We start from the raw sequence: 14,431 nt of genomic DNA on the forward strand, positions 1-14,431 counted from the left end.
AATACGATTCAAAAATTCTGGCGCGAAAGCACGTTTTAAAGCTGTTTCAATTGTTGATTTTGCACGTTCATCGGCAGAATCTTTCTTAGATGAAGTTCCAAATCCGACACCATCTCCAAACTCTTTCAATTGTCTTGTACCAATGTTAGACGTTAAAATGATAATCGTATTACGGAAATCAACTTTACGACCTAAACTATCAGTTACATGACCATCATCCAAAATTTGTAATAAAATATTGAATACATCTGGATGCGCTTTCTCAATCTCATCTAACAAAATTACCGCATATGGTTTACGACGAACTGCTTCTGTCAATTGTCCACCTTCTTCGTAACCAACGTAGCCCGGAGGTGCTCCAACCAAGCGAGAAACGGCAAATTTCTCCATGTATTCTGACATATCGATACGAATTAATGCATCGTTAGAATCAAAGATTTCTTTCGCCAAAACTTTCGCTAATTGTGTTTTACCAACCCCCGTAGTTCCTAAGAAAATGAATGAACCAATTGGTTTATTTGGATCTTTCAAACCTGCACGATTACGTTGAATTGCTTTCACAACTTTCGCTACCGCTTCATCTTGACCAATTACTTTTCCTTTCATTAACTCATTCATCTGAGCTAATTTTTTCAATTCTTTTTCAGCTACACGATGCACAGGAACGCCAGACATCAACGAAACAACTTCCGCTACATTTTCTTCTGTAACCGTTTCACGATTCTCTTTCGATTCTTGTACCCATTTTGCTTGCTCACGTTTCAAATCACTTTCTATTTGTTTCTCTGAATCACGTAAACGAGCAGCTTCTTCGTATTTTTGAGATTTTACAACTTTAGTTTTCTCTTCACGAACTTCTTCTAATTTTACTTCAAGGTCTAAAATTTCTTGTGGAACTTTTATATTCTTGATATGCACACGAGAACCAGCTTCATCTAAAGCGTCAATCGCTTTATCTGGCAAGAAACGATCTGTAATATAACGTGTTGTCAAATTAACACAAGCTTGTAACGCTTCGTCTGTATAATTTACATTGTGATGCGCTTCGTACTTATCTTTGATGTTATGTAAAATCTGTAATGTTTCTTCTGGAGTTGTTGGCTCAACCATCACATTTTGAAAACGACGAACTAATGCGCCATCTTTTTCAATATATTGACGATACTCATCCAACGTTGTTGCACCAATACATTGTAATTCACCACGCGCCAAAGCAGGTTTAAACATGTTAGAAGCATCTAAAGAACCTGTAGCTCCTCCTGCTCCAACAATTGTATGTAACTCATCAATGAAAAGAATAATGTCGTCATTTTTCTCTAATTCATTCATAATAGCTTTCATACGCTCTTCAAATTGTCCACGGTATTTAGTTCCAGCAACTAACGATGCTAAATCTAATGTTACCACACGTTTGTTAAACAATACGCGCGAAACTTTACGTTGTACAATTCTTAAAGCTAAACCTTCTGCAATTGCAGATTTACCAACCCCTGGCTCTCCAATCAACAATGGATTATTCTTTTTACGACGAGAAAGAATTTGAGAAACACGCTCTATTTCTTTTTCACGTCCAACTACAGGATCTAATTTTCCTTCTTGCGCAATCGCTGTTAAATCTCGTCCAAAATTATCTAAAACTGGTGTTTTACTTTTTGAAGTAGATTTGCTTGTAGACGCACGCTCAAAATCGTTATCAGAATCACCTCCATCAAAAGATGGATTTTCTGCTCGAGGAGATTGAATTTCCTCATCTTGAAATTGAAATTTGAATTCTTCCTTTACTGTATTGTAATCAATATCCAACTTATTCATCAATTTTGTAATCGGATCGTTTTCATTACGAAGAATACACAATAATAAGTGAATTGTATTTACCGTCGGACTTTTAAACAATTTAGCCTCTAAGAACGTTGTTTTCAACGCTCTTTCAGCTTGTTTTGTCAAACTCAAATTTTTTATATTATTACCTGGAGTTTCTTTTGCTGGGTTTAGGTTTTCTATTTTTTGACGCATTTCGTCTAAATCGACATTCAATGCTTCTAAGACAGAAATGGCTTTCCCTTCACCGTCGCGAATAATCCCCAACAGAAGGTGTTCCGTTCCTATTTGGTCGTGGCCTAATCTTAACGCTTCTTCCTTACTGTAAGAAATAACGTCTTTTACTTGTTGTGAGAAATTATCGTTCATTTTATTATTTAAGCTGTCTTTAACAAATATAATTATTCTGATAGACTATAGCATAAATTATGCCTATGTCCAAAATGATTTGATGATTCCTTAAAATAACGAATTATTGTCTATTAATTTCAAAATAGCTGACAATATTTCATATCAATTCTTAAAGAATTCATAATAATTTGAGAGATAGATGTCGTTGCTAAAAAATCGTACAAATCGCCTTTATTCATTTTCAAATCATCGTGAAGTTCTAAAATTTCTTCGGAATTTAACTCATTATTTTGGTTAAAAATTTCATCAATTTCATTTCTTCTTTCAGGACTGTACAATGTCGACGAACACCATGTCACAATTTTTTCTTGCGAAACATCTTTTACACTCAGTTTATTTTCATTCCAAAACAAAAGGTAAGCATTTTTAGTTGTTCTTTCAAAAACAAAAATTGTAAAAGGTGCGATTTCTGACAAATTTTCTGAATTAATAAACTCATTTACAGAATTATATTTCAATAAATCTAACAAGATAATTCCTCTACTTTCTCTGTATTTCTCTTTAAAATGCGTTGGTTTTTCGATTCCTCCATTCAAAATACACGCAATATATTGTTCCGAATAAAAAATCCAAGTTCCATTTGCACGCTCATCTACAGGCGAAAAATAGGTTTTATCAAAACGCTTTTGCTCCACAATCTCTTTAGAAGAAGAACGATTTATTTCCTCATCTCGGTTGTGCGTCAATACAAATTCATCCTCATTTCTGTAAAAACTGATTATACACATCTCATTTTTCAATTTAGTTCAAATGTAAAAATTTATCTTTGCAAAGAATTATGAGTATTCAGAAAACTATAGCGCATTCTTTTGATGAAATGAAATCGATTCTTTTGCAATTTGACGATCTGTCTTTTCAAAAGGAATTAGAAATCATTTCTGATGCTTCTGTTGGTCAACATTTTCGCCATATTATAGAGTTTTATTCGTGCTTTTTACACGCACGAAAAAACAATTGCATTTGTTATGATGAGAGAGAACGAAATCGTGCTTTAGAAAATTCGGTTGTCGAAAGTATAAATACGTTGAATCATCTAAAATCTGAAATAGAACGTTTAGATTTAGAAAAAACAATTCAACTAAAACAGAATTACTACGGAGAAGATTTCACAATTAATACCACAAATTATCGTGAATTAATGTATTGTTTCGATCATAGCATTCATCATTTTGCGTTGATTAAAATTGCGATCGAAACTCATTTTTCAACGATTAAAATTCCACAAAATTTTGGAATTGCATCTTCTACAATTGCTTTTCAAAATCAAGAAAAATGAATCCGAAAATAACAAAATGGACACGATACGAATTTTGGCCATTCTGGTTATTTTATGCGCCATTGACACCTTGGTACATTTATAAAATCTTTCAAACAGGCGCTCCAGCTTACTTTTGCTCGGCAAATCCTACAATAAAATGGGGCGGATTTATTGATTATTCTAAAATTGATTTACTCAATCAAATTGATAAAAATTATAAGCCAAAAACTGTTTTTTTTGAAGAATTTACAACGCAAGAAATTCCGTTTGATTTTCCTTTTATTGCGAAACCAAATCTTGGTGAACGTGGAATTGGTGTTGAATTAATCAGAAATGAAATTGATTGGAAAAATTATTTAGAGCAAAATAATCGAGATTTAATTTTACAAGAATATATTCAATCTAATTTTGAGTTTGGTGTTTTCTATGCTCGATTACCCAAAGAAAAAAATGGTAAAATACTGTCGATAACAGCAAAAGATTTTTTGACGTTTACGGGCGATGGAAAATCAACTTTGAAAGAATTAATCGAACAAAATTTAAGAGCTTTTTACCGAAAAGAGTATTTGTTTAAACGTTTTCAAAACGAACTAAATTTAGTTCTTCAAAAAGATGAAAAATTATTGGTTGAACCAATAGGAAATCATAGTCGAGGAACAACTTTTTTGGATGGATCTTCTCTAAAAACGACTAAATTAGAAGAAACCATAGATCAAATTGCAAAAAAAATTGATGGTTTTTATTACGGACGAATCGATTTGAAAACAAAAAGCTTAGAGGATTTTCAGAAAGGAAATTTTGTCATACTTGAAATTAATGGTGCAAATTCTGAAGCAACTCACATTTACGATCCGAATTTTAATTTGATAAAAGCTTATAAGGAAGTGATTAAGCATTTGAATTACCAACATAAAATTGCTATTCAAAATCATCAATTAGGTGTAAAATGGACAGATTGGAAATTGCTTGCGAAAGAATTAATAAAACGCTATCAAACTTAATTTGACCAAAATTGGCAGATTGTCTGGAAAGGAATAAAGATTGAAAGATGTTTTCGAAACCAATTTTATGAGTTATCCTTTTCCAAAGAAAACTATTATAATTCCTCTCTTACTACTTATCCCAATGTGGATTATCTTTTTGTTTCAACAAAACGGATACAATTTAGACAGTTGTTACGGCGTTATTCCGAGAACTTTCGTAGGATTGAAAGGAATTCTGTTCTCGCCTTTATTTCACTCAGGTTGGAAACACATCATCAGTAATACTTTTCCGTTAGCCTTTCTTAGCTTTATCGCGCTATTGATGTACGATAGATTGGCTTATTACGTGATATTATTTGGTTGGATTTTATCAGGAATTATTCTTTGGATCATCGGAAATCCACCTTTTTTAGATAACAATGTAAGTTGTCATATTGGAGCAAGTTCTATCGTTTACTTATTGGCTTCGTTTATATTTTTTAGTGGAATAATTAGAAAAGAACGTGGTTTGATGGCGATTTCACTAATCATTATTTTATTATACGGCGGAATGATTTGGGGAATGGTTCCTCAAGAAATTTTACCGCAATTAAAATCTGATACAAGTAGTAATTCTATTTCTTGGGAAGGTCATTTGAGTGGATTTATCTCGGGTGAATTTTTCGCTTATCTGTTTAGAAATATTGGTCCACAAAAAGAAGTTCCGAAATGGGATCAAGAAAATTATTATGACCCGCAAGCTGAACGTTTATGGGATATTTACCAAGAACAAGAACGTTTGAAAACAGAATATTTGGAATCGTTGGAAAATGAAGATGATGAATTTTATTTAGATAAAGAAGTTGATAATTCTGTCAAATAATCATCAATTTTCTTTAATTCTTTTGCTGGATTACCTTTATCATATGGATTAGAATAATAAGTTGAATCTTTTGTTTGAAATTTCAAAACTACATTTGGAGCACCATCATGCATAAAGGCTTGACTTGGAGATTTGATATTTTCTAATTTTTCTAGCAAGATTTGATCCATAAGTTTTGTTAAATTCTCCCATTCTTTCGTAGTATTTTTTATCTTTATTGTATCGTTTTCATTTTTGATTAATACAATAGTAGATTTATCTACAATTAAGTCATAGTGCATTTTTCTTGACGATTCTATTCTTTCTACAGATAGTATATTTTCTTGTTTATTTTGGTTAGAATAATTATTTTTTTGACACGATAGCAAAGTAATAATTCCTAAAAATATTGAAAAATAAAAAGCTATTCTCATATAATTTTATTAGTTTTATCATTAATTAACAAATATAATTAACAATATTTAATGAAAAAACTTTTATTCACTCTATCAGTTTTATCCTTATTCGGTTATGCTAACGCACAAAATTGGAAGGAAGTACCTAGTTATTTTTTAAAAAGTAAAAATATTACTACTGAATATCAAAATTCAAAAGTATATTCAATGGATATCAATACATTGAAAAATAAATTAACATTAGCCCCATCGAATACTAGTAATCAATCAGGAGTGGTTGTTGACATGCCTACATCTGATGGTAGTATTCAAAAATACATGATATGGGAAGCTTCAATCTTATCTCCAAAATTACAAGAGAAATATCCTAATATTCGCTCATACGTTGGAAAAAGTTTAGATGATCCATCTGTTTATTTAAGATTTAGTGTAACTCCTTTAGGATTGAGTTCTTCTATATTTAGAAATGAAGGAAAATCAGACTTTATTGAATCTTATGATCTTGAAGGTTCAACATATTACGAAGTCCATAGTTCTAGTAAAGCTGTAAGTAATTTTGTTTGTTCAACAAATGAACTAATTTCAAAACATCAAGCTAATAAAGAAAATTCTTCTAACTTACAGAACAAAGCCAATAATCAAGTTTTTAAAACATATCGATTAGCACTTTCTGTTCCTGGAGAATATTCGGCTTATTTTGGTGGTACAAAAGAAAAAGCTTTGGCAGCTATGACAAATACCATGACACGTGTAAATGGAGTATTTGAAAAAGATATGTCAGTTAATTTCCAATTCATTGATAATATTGATGATTTAATATTTACAGATGCAAGTACTGATCCATATTCAGCTCCTGCACAAGGAATGGCAGATCACCCTACATATGGTTCAGCCCCTTATTATTTATCTACATGGCAAGTTGAATTACAAACTTATTTAACAAATAATCTTGGTGAAGATAAATATGACATTGGACACTTTTTCGGCTCTCAAGGAGGAGGAGGAAATGCAGGGTGTATTGGATGTGTATGTGATACAGCATTTCCTGATGGAAAAGGGAGTGGTATGACTTCTCCTGCAAACAAAATTCCTTCTGGAGATAAATTTGATATCGATTATGTTGCTCATGAAATTGGACATCAAATGGGAGCTAATCATACTTATTCTCACATTTATGAAGGTACAGGAGTTAATGTTGAACCTGGAAGTGGCTCTACAGTAATGGGATATGCAGGTATTACGTCTTATAATGTTCAATCAAATTCTGATGATTATTTCACATACAGAAGTATAGCTCAAGTTCAGAACAACTTAAAAACTAAAAGTTGTGGTGTAGAAAAACCAATTCTAAACACTCCTCCAAACATACAATTAGAAAAAGCTTTATACAAAATCCCTGTGGGAACAGCATTCAAATTAAATGCTACAATTACAGATGCTGAAAATGATGCTGTTTTAACTACGTGGGAACAAAACAATTCTGGAACAAGCGCTACAACAAATGCGAATAGTAGAGTGAAGGAAACAAAAACATCTGGTCCTAACTTTAGATCTTTTTCTCCTGTTAAAGAAACATACAGATATTTCCCTAATTTCACTTCTATTTTAGCAGGTAAATTATTTCACACTGGAACAGGAAATGTAGTTTGGGAATCTCTAACTTCTGTTGCAAGAACATATGATTTTACTGTGACTGCGAGAGATTATAACGTACAAGGTCCCCAAACTCAAAACGGAAGTGTAAAAGTAATGGCTACCGCTGGAGTTGGCCCTTTTGTCGTTCTTACTCCAGACACAGCAGATAGCAAATTACCAATTAACGCTTCTAATTTTGATGTAACATGGGACGTTGCTAAAACTAACGAAGCTCCTATCGAAACTACAAAAGTTAAAGTTTCAATTTCATGGGATGCAGGAAAAACATTCGAAGAATTAGGAATTGTTGATAATACTGGATCAGCTAATTTCCAAATGCCTAGTAATGCTAAAGATGTTACAGAAGGATATATTATGATTGAAGCTGTTGATAATGTTTATTTAGCTGTAAAAAAATTCTCTACAGGATTATTAGCAACCAAAGATTTAAACACAACTAAATCTACAATATATCCAAATCCATCTAATGGGCAATTCACAATTGAACAAAAAGCTTCTGGAAAAGTAAATATTGAGATTGTTGATGTAAATGGAAGAATAGTTTATTCAATTTCTGAAAATGCTTCTGGAAATTTAAAGAAACAAATCGATACGAATTTACCATCAGGAGTTTATATCATAAAAGTTTCATCTAATGAAGGTCAATCAACATCAAAATTGATTATTAAATAATTCTATTTTTAATTAGATATCAAACAAAAACCCCTGAAAATTAATTTTTAGGGGTTTTATTTTTTCAAATTCTTCTTAGAAAGGCATTCCAGGAATGTTTGGTAAATTTTCTTGAGCTGTTTTTTTCGCTCTGTCAATTGCTTCTGTTTTTACTTGTTCCAACGCTTTGTTTAACGTCATCACTAACAAATCTTCAATTTCTTCTTTTTCCATTCCTTCAGCAAGTTCAATATCTTTTATTGTTGCTAATTTAGACATTGTAATTTTTACTTTTCCATCGTTAGAAGTCGTTGTAAATATTTCTCCATCTAATTCATTTTTCAAATCAGAAAATTTATCTTTAAATGAATTGATTTTTCCCATCATTCCCATGATGTCTCCAAAATTTCCAAACATTTGTCTTTATCTTTAATAATTAGTTATTCGTGTAGTTTTTTCCACAATAAATCTTTCAATTCTGTGATTCCTTTTCCAGAAACAGACGAAATAAATATCGTATCAATATCAGTTGGTAATTGTGCTTTAATCTCAGCTTCCAATTCATCATCTAACATATCTGACTTAGAAATAGCTAAAATTCGTTCTTTATCTAACAATTCAGGATTGAATTTTTTCAATTCATTCAACAGAATTTCATATTCTTTTTTATAATCTTCTGTATCGGCAGGAATTAAAAATAATAAGTTAGAATTACGCTCAATATGACGCAAGAAACGATGTCCAAGACCTTTTCCTTCTGCCGCACCTTCGATAATTCCAGGAATATCTGCCATAATAAATGACTGATGATTACGGTATTCTACAATTCCCAAGTTAGGTGTTAACGTTGTAAATGCGTAATCTGCAATTTTTGGTTTAGCAGCCGAAACAGCTGATAATAAAGTAGATTTTCCTGCATTTGGAAAACCAACTAAACCAACATCTGCCAAAATTTTCAACTCCAATGTAACTTGACGCTCGTCACCATCCAAACCTGGCTGTGCATAACGAGGCGTTTGACGCGTTGCAGAACGGAAATGCCAGTTTCCTAGCCCCCCTTTTCCTCCTTGCGCAATAATTAATTCTTGCCCATTTTCTGTTACTTCGCCAATAATATTTCCTTCTTCATCTTTGGCAATTGTTCCGATCGGAACTTCCAAAATAATATCTTCACCGTCAGCACCAGTAGAACGAGATTTACCTCCACGTCCACCGTTTTGCGCACGGAAATGTCTTTTGAATCGAAATTCTAACAAGGTCCAAAGATTTGAGTTTCCAAGAAGCGTGATATTTCCTCCACGTCCACCATCTCCACCATCTGGTCCACCTTTGTCAATATATTTTTCGCGATGCAAACTTGCTGAACCCGCACCTCCATGTCCGGCTCTACAATTTATTTTTACGTAGTCAACAAAATTTGATTGCATAATTTTTCTCTTTTAATTAGTCTGCAAAAGTACAATTTCTAATTTGTTTATTAAAATCTTGTATTATCTATTTTGAATGAATAATTTATAATGACTCAGATTTTTATTTATATTTATTCAATTAATTAACACACTAATATGAATACTAAAAAAAATTTGTCCGAATATATTGATAACGAACTTCTGAAAAAGCAAAAACAAACCAAAACAATGGTAATTACTTTTGGATGTTTGATGTTTTTGATTTCTATCTTCTTGATATATTCAGCAATAAAATCAAAAAATTACGCATTAATTGCCTTTGCTTGCGGAACTTCAACTACTTTGATGCCTTTAGTCATAAGGCTTTCTATGATTAACAAAGAAATAAAATCGCGACAAAAATAGATTCAATAGTAAATAACGAACATTTACAACGATTACTTCCTTTTGGTTATATTTATTTAGTCTTCATGGGAATTATTAAAGAATCTATTTTCTATTATCAATTGGATATTAATATTCTGAAATTTTCGAGCATTATGAATATCTTAATAAGTCCAATTTCTGAAATTACCGCACATCCTTTCCTACTAATCTTTTTTATTCTTCTTATTTTTCTACTTTATAGTTTTAAACAGTATTCATTGAAACATTCAGAGAAAAAATTTATTAAGAAATTTTTAAAAAAATATTTCAAAATTGATGAAAGTAAAGTATTAACACATACAGAATTCGAAAAGATAATTGATAAAACTCTAATCAATTATTTCTTTGCATTATTAATTTGTTTCTTTATAGGATTTGGAATTGGTGATGGTAATTTTCTGTCAAAACGAATAAAAAATGGAGATTTAAAATTCGAAAAATATGGGCAAACCTTAACTTTCAATTCTGGTGAGAAAAAAGAAATTTATTTAGTCAATACGAATAGTCTCTATTATTTTTATGTTGTAAAAGGTCAAAAAACTGTTGAAATTTCGCCAATTGGCACAATACAATCAATCGCAAAAAATAAGTAATCAAAACATATTTTTATAATGAATAGGATTGATTAATTTTGCAACATGTACAAACAATTCAAAAACATTTTATTCCAATTACAGCCCGAAGATGCGCATCATTTTGTTACGCGAAATCTAAAAAATTATGCTGCATTTCCTGGAGTTGGAAAATTATTAGATAAATTTTATCAATACAATCATCCAAGTTTAGAACGAGAAGTTTTTGGAATTAAATTCAAAAATCCAATTGGTTTAGCTGCTGGTTTTGATAAAAATGCTGAATATATTGAAGAATTGGACCACTTCGGATTTGGCTTCATCGAAATTGGAACCGTTACACCAAAACCTCAACCAGGGAATGATGCGCCGCGTATGTTTCGTTTGGTAGAAGATGAAGCGATTATCAACCGAATGGGATTTAATAACAAAGGTGTTGATTTTGCTGTTTCGAAAATTAGAGAACTAAAAAATCGTGAAAACTATATTATCGGCGGAAATATTGGTAAAAATAAATTAACGCCAAACGAAGATGCTGTTGATGATTATATCAAATGTTTCAATGCGTTGTTTGATTATGTAGATTATTTTGTAGTTAACGTGAGTTCTCCAAACACGCCTGGATTACGTGATTTGCAAGAAAAAGAACCTTTATTGTACATTCTGAATTATTTGCAACAATACAATAATCAGAACGAAAAACCGAAACCAATTTTACTTAAAATCGCACCAGATTTGACGGATTCGCAATTAGATGATATTATAGATATTGTATTAGAATCTAAAATTGCTGGAGTGATTGCGACAAATACAACCATTTCAAGAGAAGGATTAAAATCTGATCCAGAAATTGTAAAAGAAACTGGTGGAGTTTCGGGAAAACCACTTAAAAATCGTTCAACAGAAGTGATTCGTTATCTTTCTGAAAAATCGAACAAAGCATTTCCTATCATTGGAGTTGGAGGAATTCATACAGCCGAGGACGCGAAAGAAAAACTGGAAGCTGGTGCAAGTTTGTTACAAGTTTATACAGGTTTTATTTATGAAGGTCCTGCTGTTGTAAAAAACATTTGTAAAGGCTTGGTTGAAGGAAAATAGAAAACTTATGACTCCAAATTATATAGATTTAGGATTATCATCCCCTATGAGTGTTGAATTGAGAAAATTAGTCGAAGAACAATTAATTGTTGACTTAAAATACTATGATGTAAAATCTGATAATTTAAAATTTGATTGGTCAAATAGTTGTATTGAAGGTCATCTAAGTAACCATCTTAATAGCTCTTTAGAAAATTACTCAGAAATTTATGTATATGATAATTCTAACAATTTAATTGCAGAAGGTTGGATGGATTATATAAATAGTTCTGAATATTTAGATAAATCTACTTTTTTTATAACGTACTGAGATAATGTAATAATTTGGAACAATAAAGAAAAACTATTTGAAAAATTAGAATTTGGTATTCCTAATCATATTTGGGAGAAAATTCCTGAAAATCTAAAAAAATTCTTGAAAAATGATAAACTGAAAAAAATTCAGCTTGACAATAATAAAAAAGGATTCTCAAAATGAGAATCCTTTTTATTTTATTATGTAAAAGTTGTTCTTATAAAACTTCTTTAATTGCTGCGTTCAGTTTTTCGGTAATATCTTCAATAGAACCTACTCCATCAATCTCAATCCATTTTCCTTGCGCTTTGTAGTGTTCTGCTACAATTGCAGTTTTTTCGTAATATTCTGTAATACGATCACGGATAATTTTTTCGTCCACATCATCAGCACGACCAGAAGTTTTTCCGCGCTCTAATAAACGTTGAACCAAAATTTCGTCATCCACAACTAATGCTAATGTAATCGAAACTTCGCTTTCGTATTTATCTGCTAAGATTTTATCTAAAGCTTCTGCCTGAGATGTTGTACGTGGATATCCATCAAAAATATATCCATACGAATTTGGATTGTTATCTAAATGATCAACCAACATATTTGTTGTTACCTCATCTGGAACTAATTGTCCCTTGTCCATGTAAGATTTCACAAGATCGCCTAATTCTGTTTCATTTTTAAGGTTGAAACGAAATAAGTCTCCAGTAGAAATTTGAGGAGTTTGGTACTTTTCTTCTAAAAATTTAGCTTGTGTTCCTTTACCACTACCAGGAGGTCCGAACAATACAATGTTTAGCATTTTGTTTTAATGTTTTATTTGATAAATATCTGGTAAATTTCTTCCTAATCCGTCAAAATCTAATCCATAACCTACTACAAATTTATCAGGAATAGAAATTCCTACTAAATCTACTTTTAAATCTTTTTTGTAAGCGTCTGGCTTAAATAATAAAGTTGCTACTTTTAATGATTTTACCTTTTTCTCTTTCAAGATTCGGTGCAACTCTATTAACGTATTACCTGTATCTACAATATCTTCTAAAATAATTACGTGACGTCCTTCAACATTCATCGGAATATCCATCTCAATAGTAATTTTCCCTGTTGATTCTGTTCCTTCGTAAGATTTTAATTTCAAGAATGAAATCTCACATTCTCCTTGATATTGTTTTAAGAAATCGCTGAAGAACATTACAACTCCGTTTAATACACCAACAAAAATCGGTCTTTCGTCTTTGTATTCTTCGTAAACTTCGTTTGCCATATTTTTGATGGCGTGTTCTATTTCTTCAAAAGCGATGTACGGAATAAATTTTTTACCGTGAATTTCTATTTCTTTCATTGTTTGAGATATTCAAATATATACTTTTTTTGATAAAGTTTAAAACATTTATCTATTTTATTAGATTGTCATTGAGAAAATACGTGTTTCTGGCTCGTTATCTATCATTCTCTTATCGAATGTCATACACACATTTCTCACGTATGGACGTCCTTCTTCTTTTACGATCAAACCATTCTCTACAAATTCAATCAAATTATCGTCAACCATATCTTGCAACATAGTTTTAATACGATCTACATCATCAAATTTCATATTATCATCAGCCCAAGAAGTTTCTAAATTACACATTAAATTTAGAATATGACGACGCATAATCAAATCTTCTTCTGATAAAATATGTCCTTTGAAAACGGATAACTCTCCGTTATTAATTGATTTTTCGTACTCTTCTACCGTTTTCTCGTTTTGTGCAAAACTATACCAAGAATCGCTGATAGAAGAAACTCCTAAACCAACCATTAATTGTGTTTTCGAAGAAGAATATCCCATAAAATTACGATGTAATGTATGGTTTTTCATCGATTGATACATCGAATCTTGTTCTAAGGCAAAATGATCCATTCCAACTTCGGAATAGTTCATTTCCTCGAACATTTTCTTTCCTTCTTCATATAATGCACGTTTCAATTCTGGTGATGGCAAATCTCCGTCATGAAAACCACGTTGTCCGACACCTTTTATCCACGGCACATGTGCATAACTGTAAAACGAAATACGATCTGGATTTAATTCTTTTGTCAAATTAATTGTTTCCATCATTCCTTCCATTGTTTGATGTGGAAGACCAAAAATCAAATCGTGAGAAATAGATGTAAAACCAATTTCGCGCGCTTCTTCTGTTGCTCTTTTCACATTCTCGAAAGGTTGGACACGATTAATCGCTTCCTGAACTTTTAGATCATAATCTTGTACACCATACGAAATACGTCTAAAACCTAAATTGTATAAAGCCTGTAAATGCTCTTTTGTTGTGTTATTTGGATGACCTTCTAAACTAAATTCGTGTCCTTCAGCTACATCCGCATATTCAAAAATACCATCAATTAATTTCTTCAAATTTTCTGGAGAAAAAAACGTTGGTGTTCCTCCTCCTAAATGAATTTCTTTAATTTTTGGTCGAGATGAAAATAAATCCACATATAATTTCCATTCTTTCAAAACTGTATCAATATACGGAACTTCTACCGAATGTTGTTTCGTAATACGTTTGTTACATGCACAAAACGTACACAACGACTCGCAATAAGGTAAATGA

At 31.6% G+C, this 14,431-nt stretch carries 16 protein-coding genes; 8 read left to right on the forward strand and 8 right to left on the reverse strand.

The window, feature by feature from the left end; genetic code table 11:
- A partial coding sequence (locus B4E95_RS10445) for an ATP-dependent Clp protease ATP-binding subunit (RefSeq protein WP_291091441.1) occupies positions 1 to 2,187 on the reverse strand: 2,187 nt, incomplete at its 3' end.
- A 119-nt stretch (positions 2,188 to 2,306) separates the two neighbouring features.
- A complete protein-coding gene (locus B4E95_RS10450; protein ID WP_291061459.1) occupies positions 2,307 to 2,957 on the reverse strand; it encodes an NRDE family protein in 651 nt (216 codons plus the stop codon).
- Positions 2,958 to 3,007: 50 nt separating this feature from the next.
- On the opposite strand from B4E95_RS10450, the gene B4E95_RS10455 reads away from it, so the two are divergent.
- The 3 genes from B4E95_RS10455 to B4E95_RS10465 all read left to right on the forward strand — a co-directional run bounded on the left by B4E95_RS10455 (position 3,008) and on the right by B4E95_RS10465 (position 5,332).
- Positions 3,008 to 3,505 carry a hypothetical protein gene (locus B4E95_RS10455; protein WP_291091442.1) on the forward strand — a complete coding sequence of 166 codons (498 nt, stop codon included), beginning with the start codon at positions 3,008 to 3,010 and terminating at the stop codon, positions 3,503 to 3,505.
- Positions 3,502 to 4,488 carry a D-alanine--D-alanine ligase gene (locus B4E95_RS10460; protein ID WP_291091443.1) on the forward strand — a complete coding sequence of 329 codons (987 nt, stop codon included), beginning with the start codon at positions 3,502 to 3,504 and terminating at the stop codon, positions 4,486 to 4,488. The genes B4E95_RS10455 and B4E95_RS10460 overlap by 4 nt, the downstream gene beginning before the upstream one ends.
- A gap of 67 nt (positions 4,489 to 4,555) precedes the next feature.
- A complete protein-coding gene (locus tag B4E95_RS10465) occupies positions 4,556 to 5,332 on the forward strand; it encodes a rhomboid family intramembrane serine protease (protein ID WP_291091444.1) in 777 nt (258 codons plus the stop codon).
- Here the strand turns inward: B4E95_RS10465 and B4E95_RS10470 are convergent.
- Complete coding sequence (locus B4E95_RS10470; protein ID WP_291091445.1) at positions 5,296 to 5,745, reverse strand: hypothetical protein; 450 nt, start codon at positions 5,743 to 5,745, stop codon at positions 5,296 to 5,298. The genes B4E95_RS10465 and B4E95_RS10470 overlap by 37 nt on opposite strands.
- Positions 5,746 to 5,934: 189 nt before the next feature.
- Here B4E95_RS10470 and B4E95_RS10475 point away from each other — a divergent pair, with 189 nt between their 5' ends.
- A complete protein-coding gene (locus B4E95_RS10475; RefSeq protein ID WP_291091446.1) occupies positions 5,935 to 8,055 on the forward strand; it encodes a zinc-dependent metalloprotease in 2,121 nt (706 codons plus the stop codon).
- A 75-nt stretch (positions 8,056 to 8,130) separates the two neighbouring features.
- Here B4E95_RS10475 and B4E95_RS10480 read toward each other — a convergent pair whose 3' ends face one another.
- A complete protein-coding gene (locus B4E95_RS10480; RefSeq protein ID WP_219033694.1) occupies positions 8,131 to 8,451 on the reverse strand; it encodes a YbaB/EbfC family nucleoid-associated protein in 321 nt (106 codons plus the stop codon).
- A gap of 23 nt (positions 8,452 to 8,474) precedes the next feature.
- Positions 8,475 to 9,461 carry a GTPase ObgE gene (obgE, locus tag B4E95_RS10485; protein ID WP_038333097.1) on the reverse strand — a complete coding sequence of 329 codons (987 nt, stop codon included), beginning with the start codon at positions 9,459 to 9,461 and terminating at the stop codon, positions 8,475 to 8,477.
- A gap of 138 nt (positions 9,462 to 9,599) precedes the next feature.
- Between obgE and B4E95_RS10490 the strand changes: the two genes are divergently transcribed.
- The 4 genes from B4E95_RS10490 to B4E95_RS10505 all read left to right on the forward strand — a co-directional run bounded on the left by B4E95_RS10490 (position 9,600) and on the right by B4E95_RS10505 (position 11,849).
- Positions 9,600 to 9,848, forward strand: a complete 249-nt coding sequence (locus B4E95_RS10490) for a hypothetical protein (protein ID WP_291091447.1) — start codon at positions 9,600 to 9,602, stop codon at positions 9,846 to 9,848.
- A 134-nt stretch (positions 9,849 to 9,982) separates the two neighbouring features.
- Entirely contained in the window at positions 9,983 to 10,462 is a 480-nt protein-coding gene (locus tag B4E95_RS10495) for a hypothetical protein (protein ID WP_291091448.1), read from the forward strand.
- Between the two features lie 45 nt (positions 10,463 to 10,507).
- Positions 10,508 to 11,539 (forward strand): quinone-dependent dihydroorotate dehydrogenase, encoded by a 1,032-nt coding sequence (locus B4E95_RS10500; RefSeq protein ID WP_291091449.1) that lies wholly within the window; start codon positions 10,508 to 10,510, stop codon positions 11,537 to 11,539.
- A 7-nt stretch (positions 11,540 to 11,546) separates the two neighbouring features.
- Positions 11,547 to 11,849 (forward strand): hypothetical protein, encoded by a 303-nt coding sequence (locus B4E95_RS10505; protein WP_291091450.1) that lies wholly within the window; start codon positions 11,547 to 11,549, stop codon positions 11,847 to 11,849.
- A 202-nt stretch (positions 11,850 to 12,051) separates the two neighbouring features.
- On the opposite strand, the gene B4E95_RS10510 is transcribed toward B4E95_RS10505, so the two are convergent.
- The 3 genes from B4E95_RS10510 to hemN form a co-directional block, all read right to left on the reverse strand.
- Positions 12,052 to 12,630, reverse strand: coding sequence for an adenylate kinase (locus B4E95_RS10510; RefSeq protein WP_291091451.1), 579 nt, complete (start codon positions 12,628 to 12,630; stop codon positions 12,052 to 12,054).
- A 6-nt stretch (positions 12,631 to 12,636) separates the two neighbouring features.
- Complete coding sequence (hpt, locus tag B4E95_RS10515; RefSeq protein ID WP_291047119.1) at positions 12,637 to 13,173, reverse strand: hypoxanthine phosphoribosyltransferase; 537 nt, start codon at positions 13,171 to 13,173, stop codon at positions 12,637 to 12,639.
- A gap of 60 nt (positions 13,174 to 13,233) precedes the next feature.
- A partial coding sequence (gene hemN / locus B4E95_RS10520) for an oxygen-independent coproporphyrinogen III oxidase (protein WP_291091452.1) occupies positions 13,234 to 14,431 on the reverse strand: 1,198 nt, incomplete at its 5' end.

Origin of the sequence: Empedobacter sp. UBA7494, assembly GCF_002478465.1 — a bacterium.
Classification (GTDB): domain Bacteria; phylum Bacteroidota; class Bacteroidia; order Flavobacteriales; family Weeksellaceae; genus Empedobacter; species Empedobacter falsenii_B.

What these genes read in the sequence shown, in the direction of transcription:
- obgE (WP_038333097.1), bottom strand. Translation starts at nt 9,461, where the DNA reads ATGCAATCAAATTTTGTTGACTACGTAAAAATAAATTGTAGAGCCGGA.
- hpt (WP_291047119.1), bottom strand. Translation starts at nt 13,173, where the DNA reads ATGAAAGAAATAGAAATTCACGGTAAAAAATTTATTCCGTACATCGCT.
- B4E95_RS10495 (WP_291091448.1), top strand. Translation starts at nt 9,983, where the DNA reads ATGAATATCTTAATAAGTCCAATTTCTGAAATTACCGCACATCCTTTC.
- B4E95_RS10475 (WP_291091446.1), top strand. Translation starts at nt 5,935, where the DNA reads ATGGATATCAATACATTGAAAAATAAATTAACATTAGCCCCATCGAAT.
- B4E95_RS10480 (WP_219033694.1), bottom strand. Translation starts at nt 8,451, where the DNA reads ATGTTTGGAAATTTTGGAGACATCATGGGAATGATGGGAAAAATCAAT.
- B4E95_RS10465 (WP_291091444.1), top strand. Translation starts at nt 4,556, where the DNA reads ATGAGTTATCCTTTTCCAAAGAAAACTATTATAATTCCTCTCTTACTA.
- B4E95_RS10510 (WP_291091451.1), bottom strand. Translation starts at nt 12,630, where the DNA reads ATGCTAAACATTGTATTGTTCGGACCTCCTGGTAGTGGTAAAGGAACA.
- B4E95_RS10505 (WP_291091450.1), top strand. Translation starts at nt 11,547, where the DNA reads ATGACTCCAAATTATATAGATTTAGGATTATCATCCCCTATGAGTGTT.
- B4E95_RS10455 (WP_291091442.1), top strand. Translation starts at nt 3,008, where the DNA reads ATGAGTATTCAGAAAACTATAGCGCATTCTTTTGATGAAATGAAATCG.
- B4E95_RS10470 (WP_291091445.1), bottom strand. Translation starts at nt 5,745, where the DNA reads ATGAGAATAGCTTTTTATTTTTCAATATTTTTAGGAATTATTACTTTG.
- B4E95_RS10500 (WP_291091449.1), top strand. Translation starts at nt 10,508, where the DNA reads ATGTACAAACAATTCAAAAACATTTTATTCCAATTACAGCCCGAAGAT.
- B4E95_RS10460 (WP_291091443.1), top strand. Translation starts at nt 3,502, where the DNA reads ATGAATCCGAAAATAACAAAATGGACACGATACGAATTTTGGCCATTC.
- B4E95_RS10450 (WP_291061459.1), bottom strand. Translation starts at nt 2,957, where the DNA reads ATGTGTATAATCAGTTTTTACAGAAATGAGGATGAATTTGTATTGACG.
- B4E95_RS10490 (WP_291091447.1), top strand. Translation starts at nt 9,600, where the DNA reads ATGAATACTAAAAAAAATTTGTCCGAATATATTGATAACGAACTTCTG.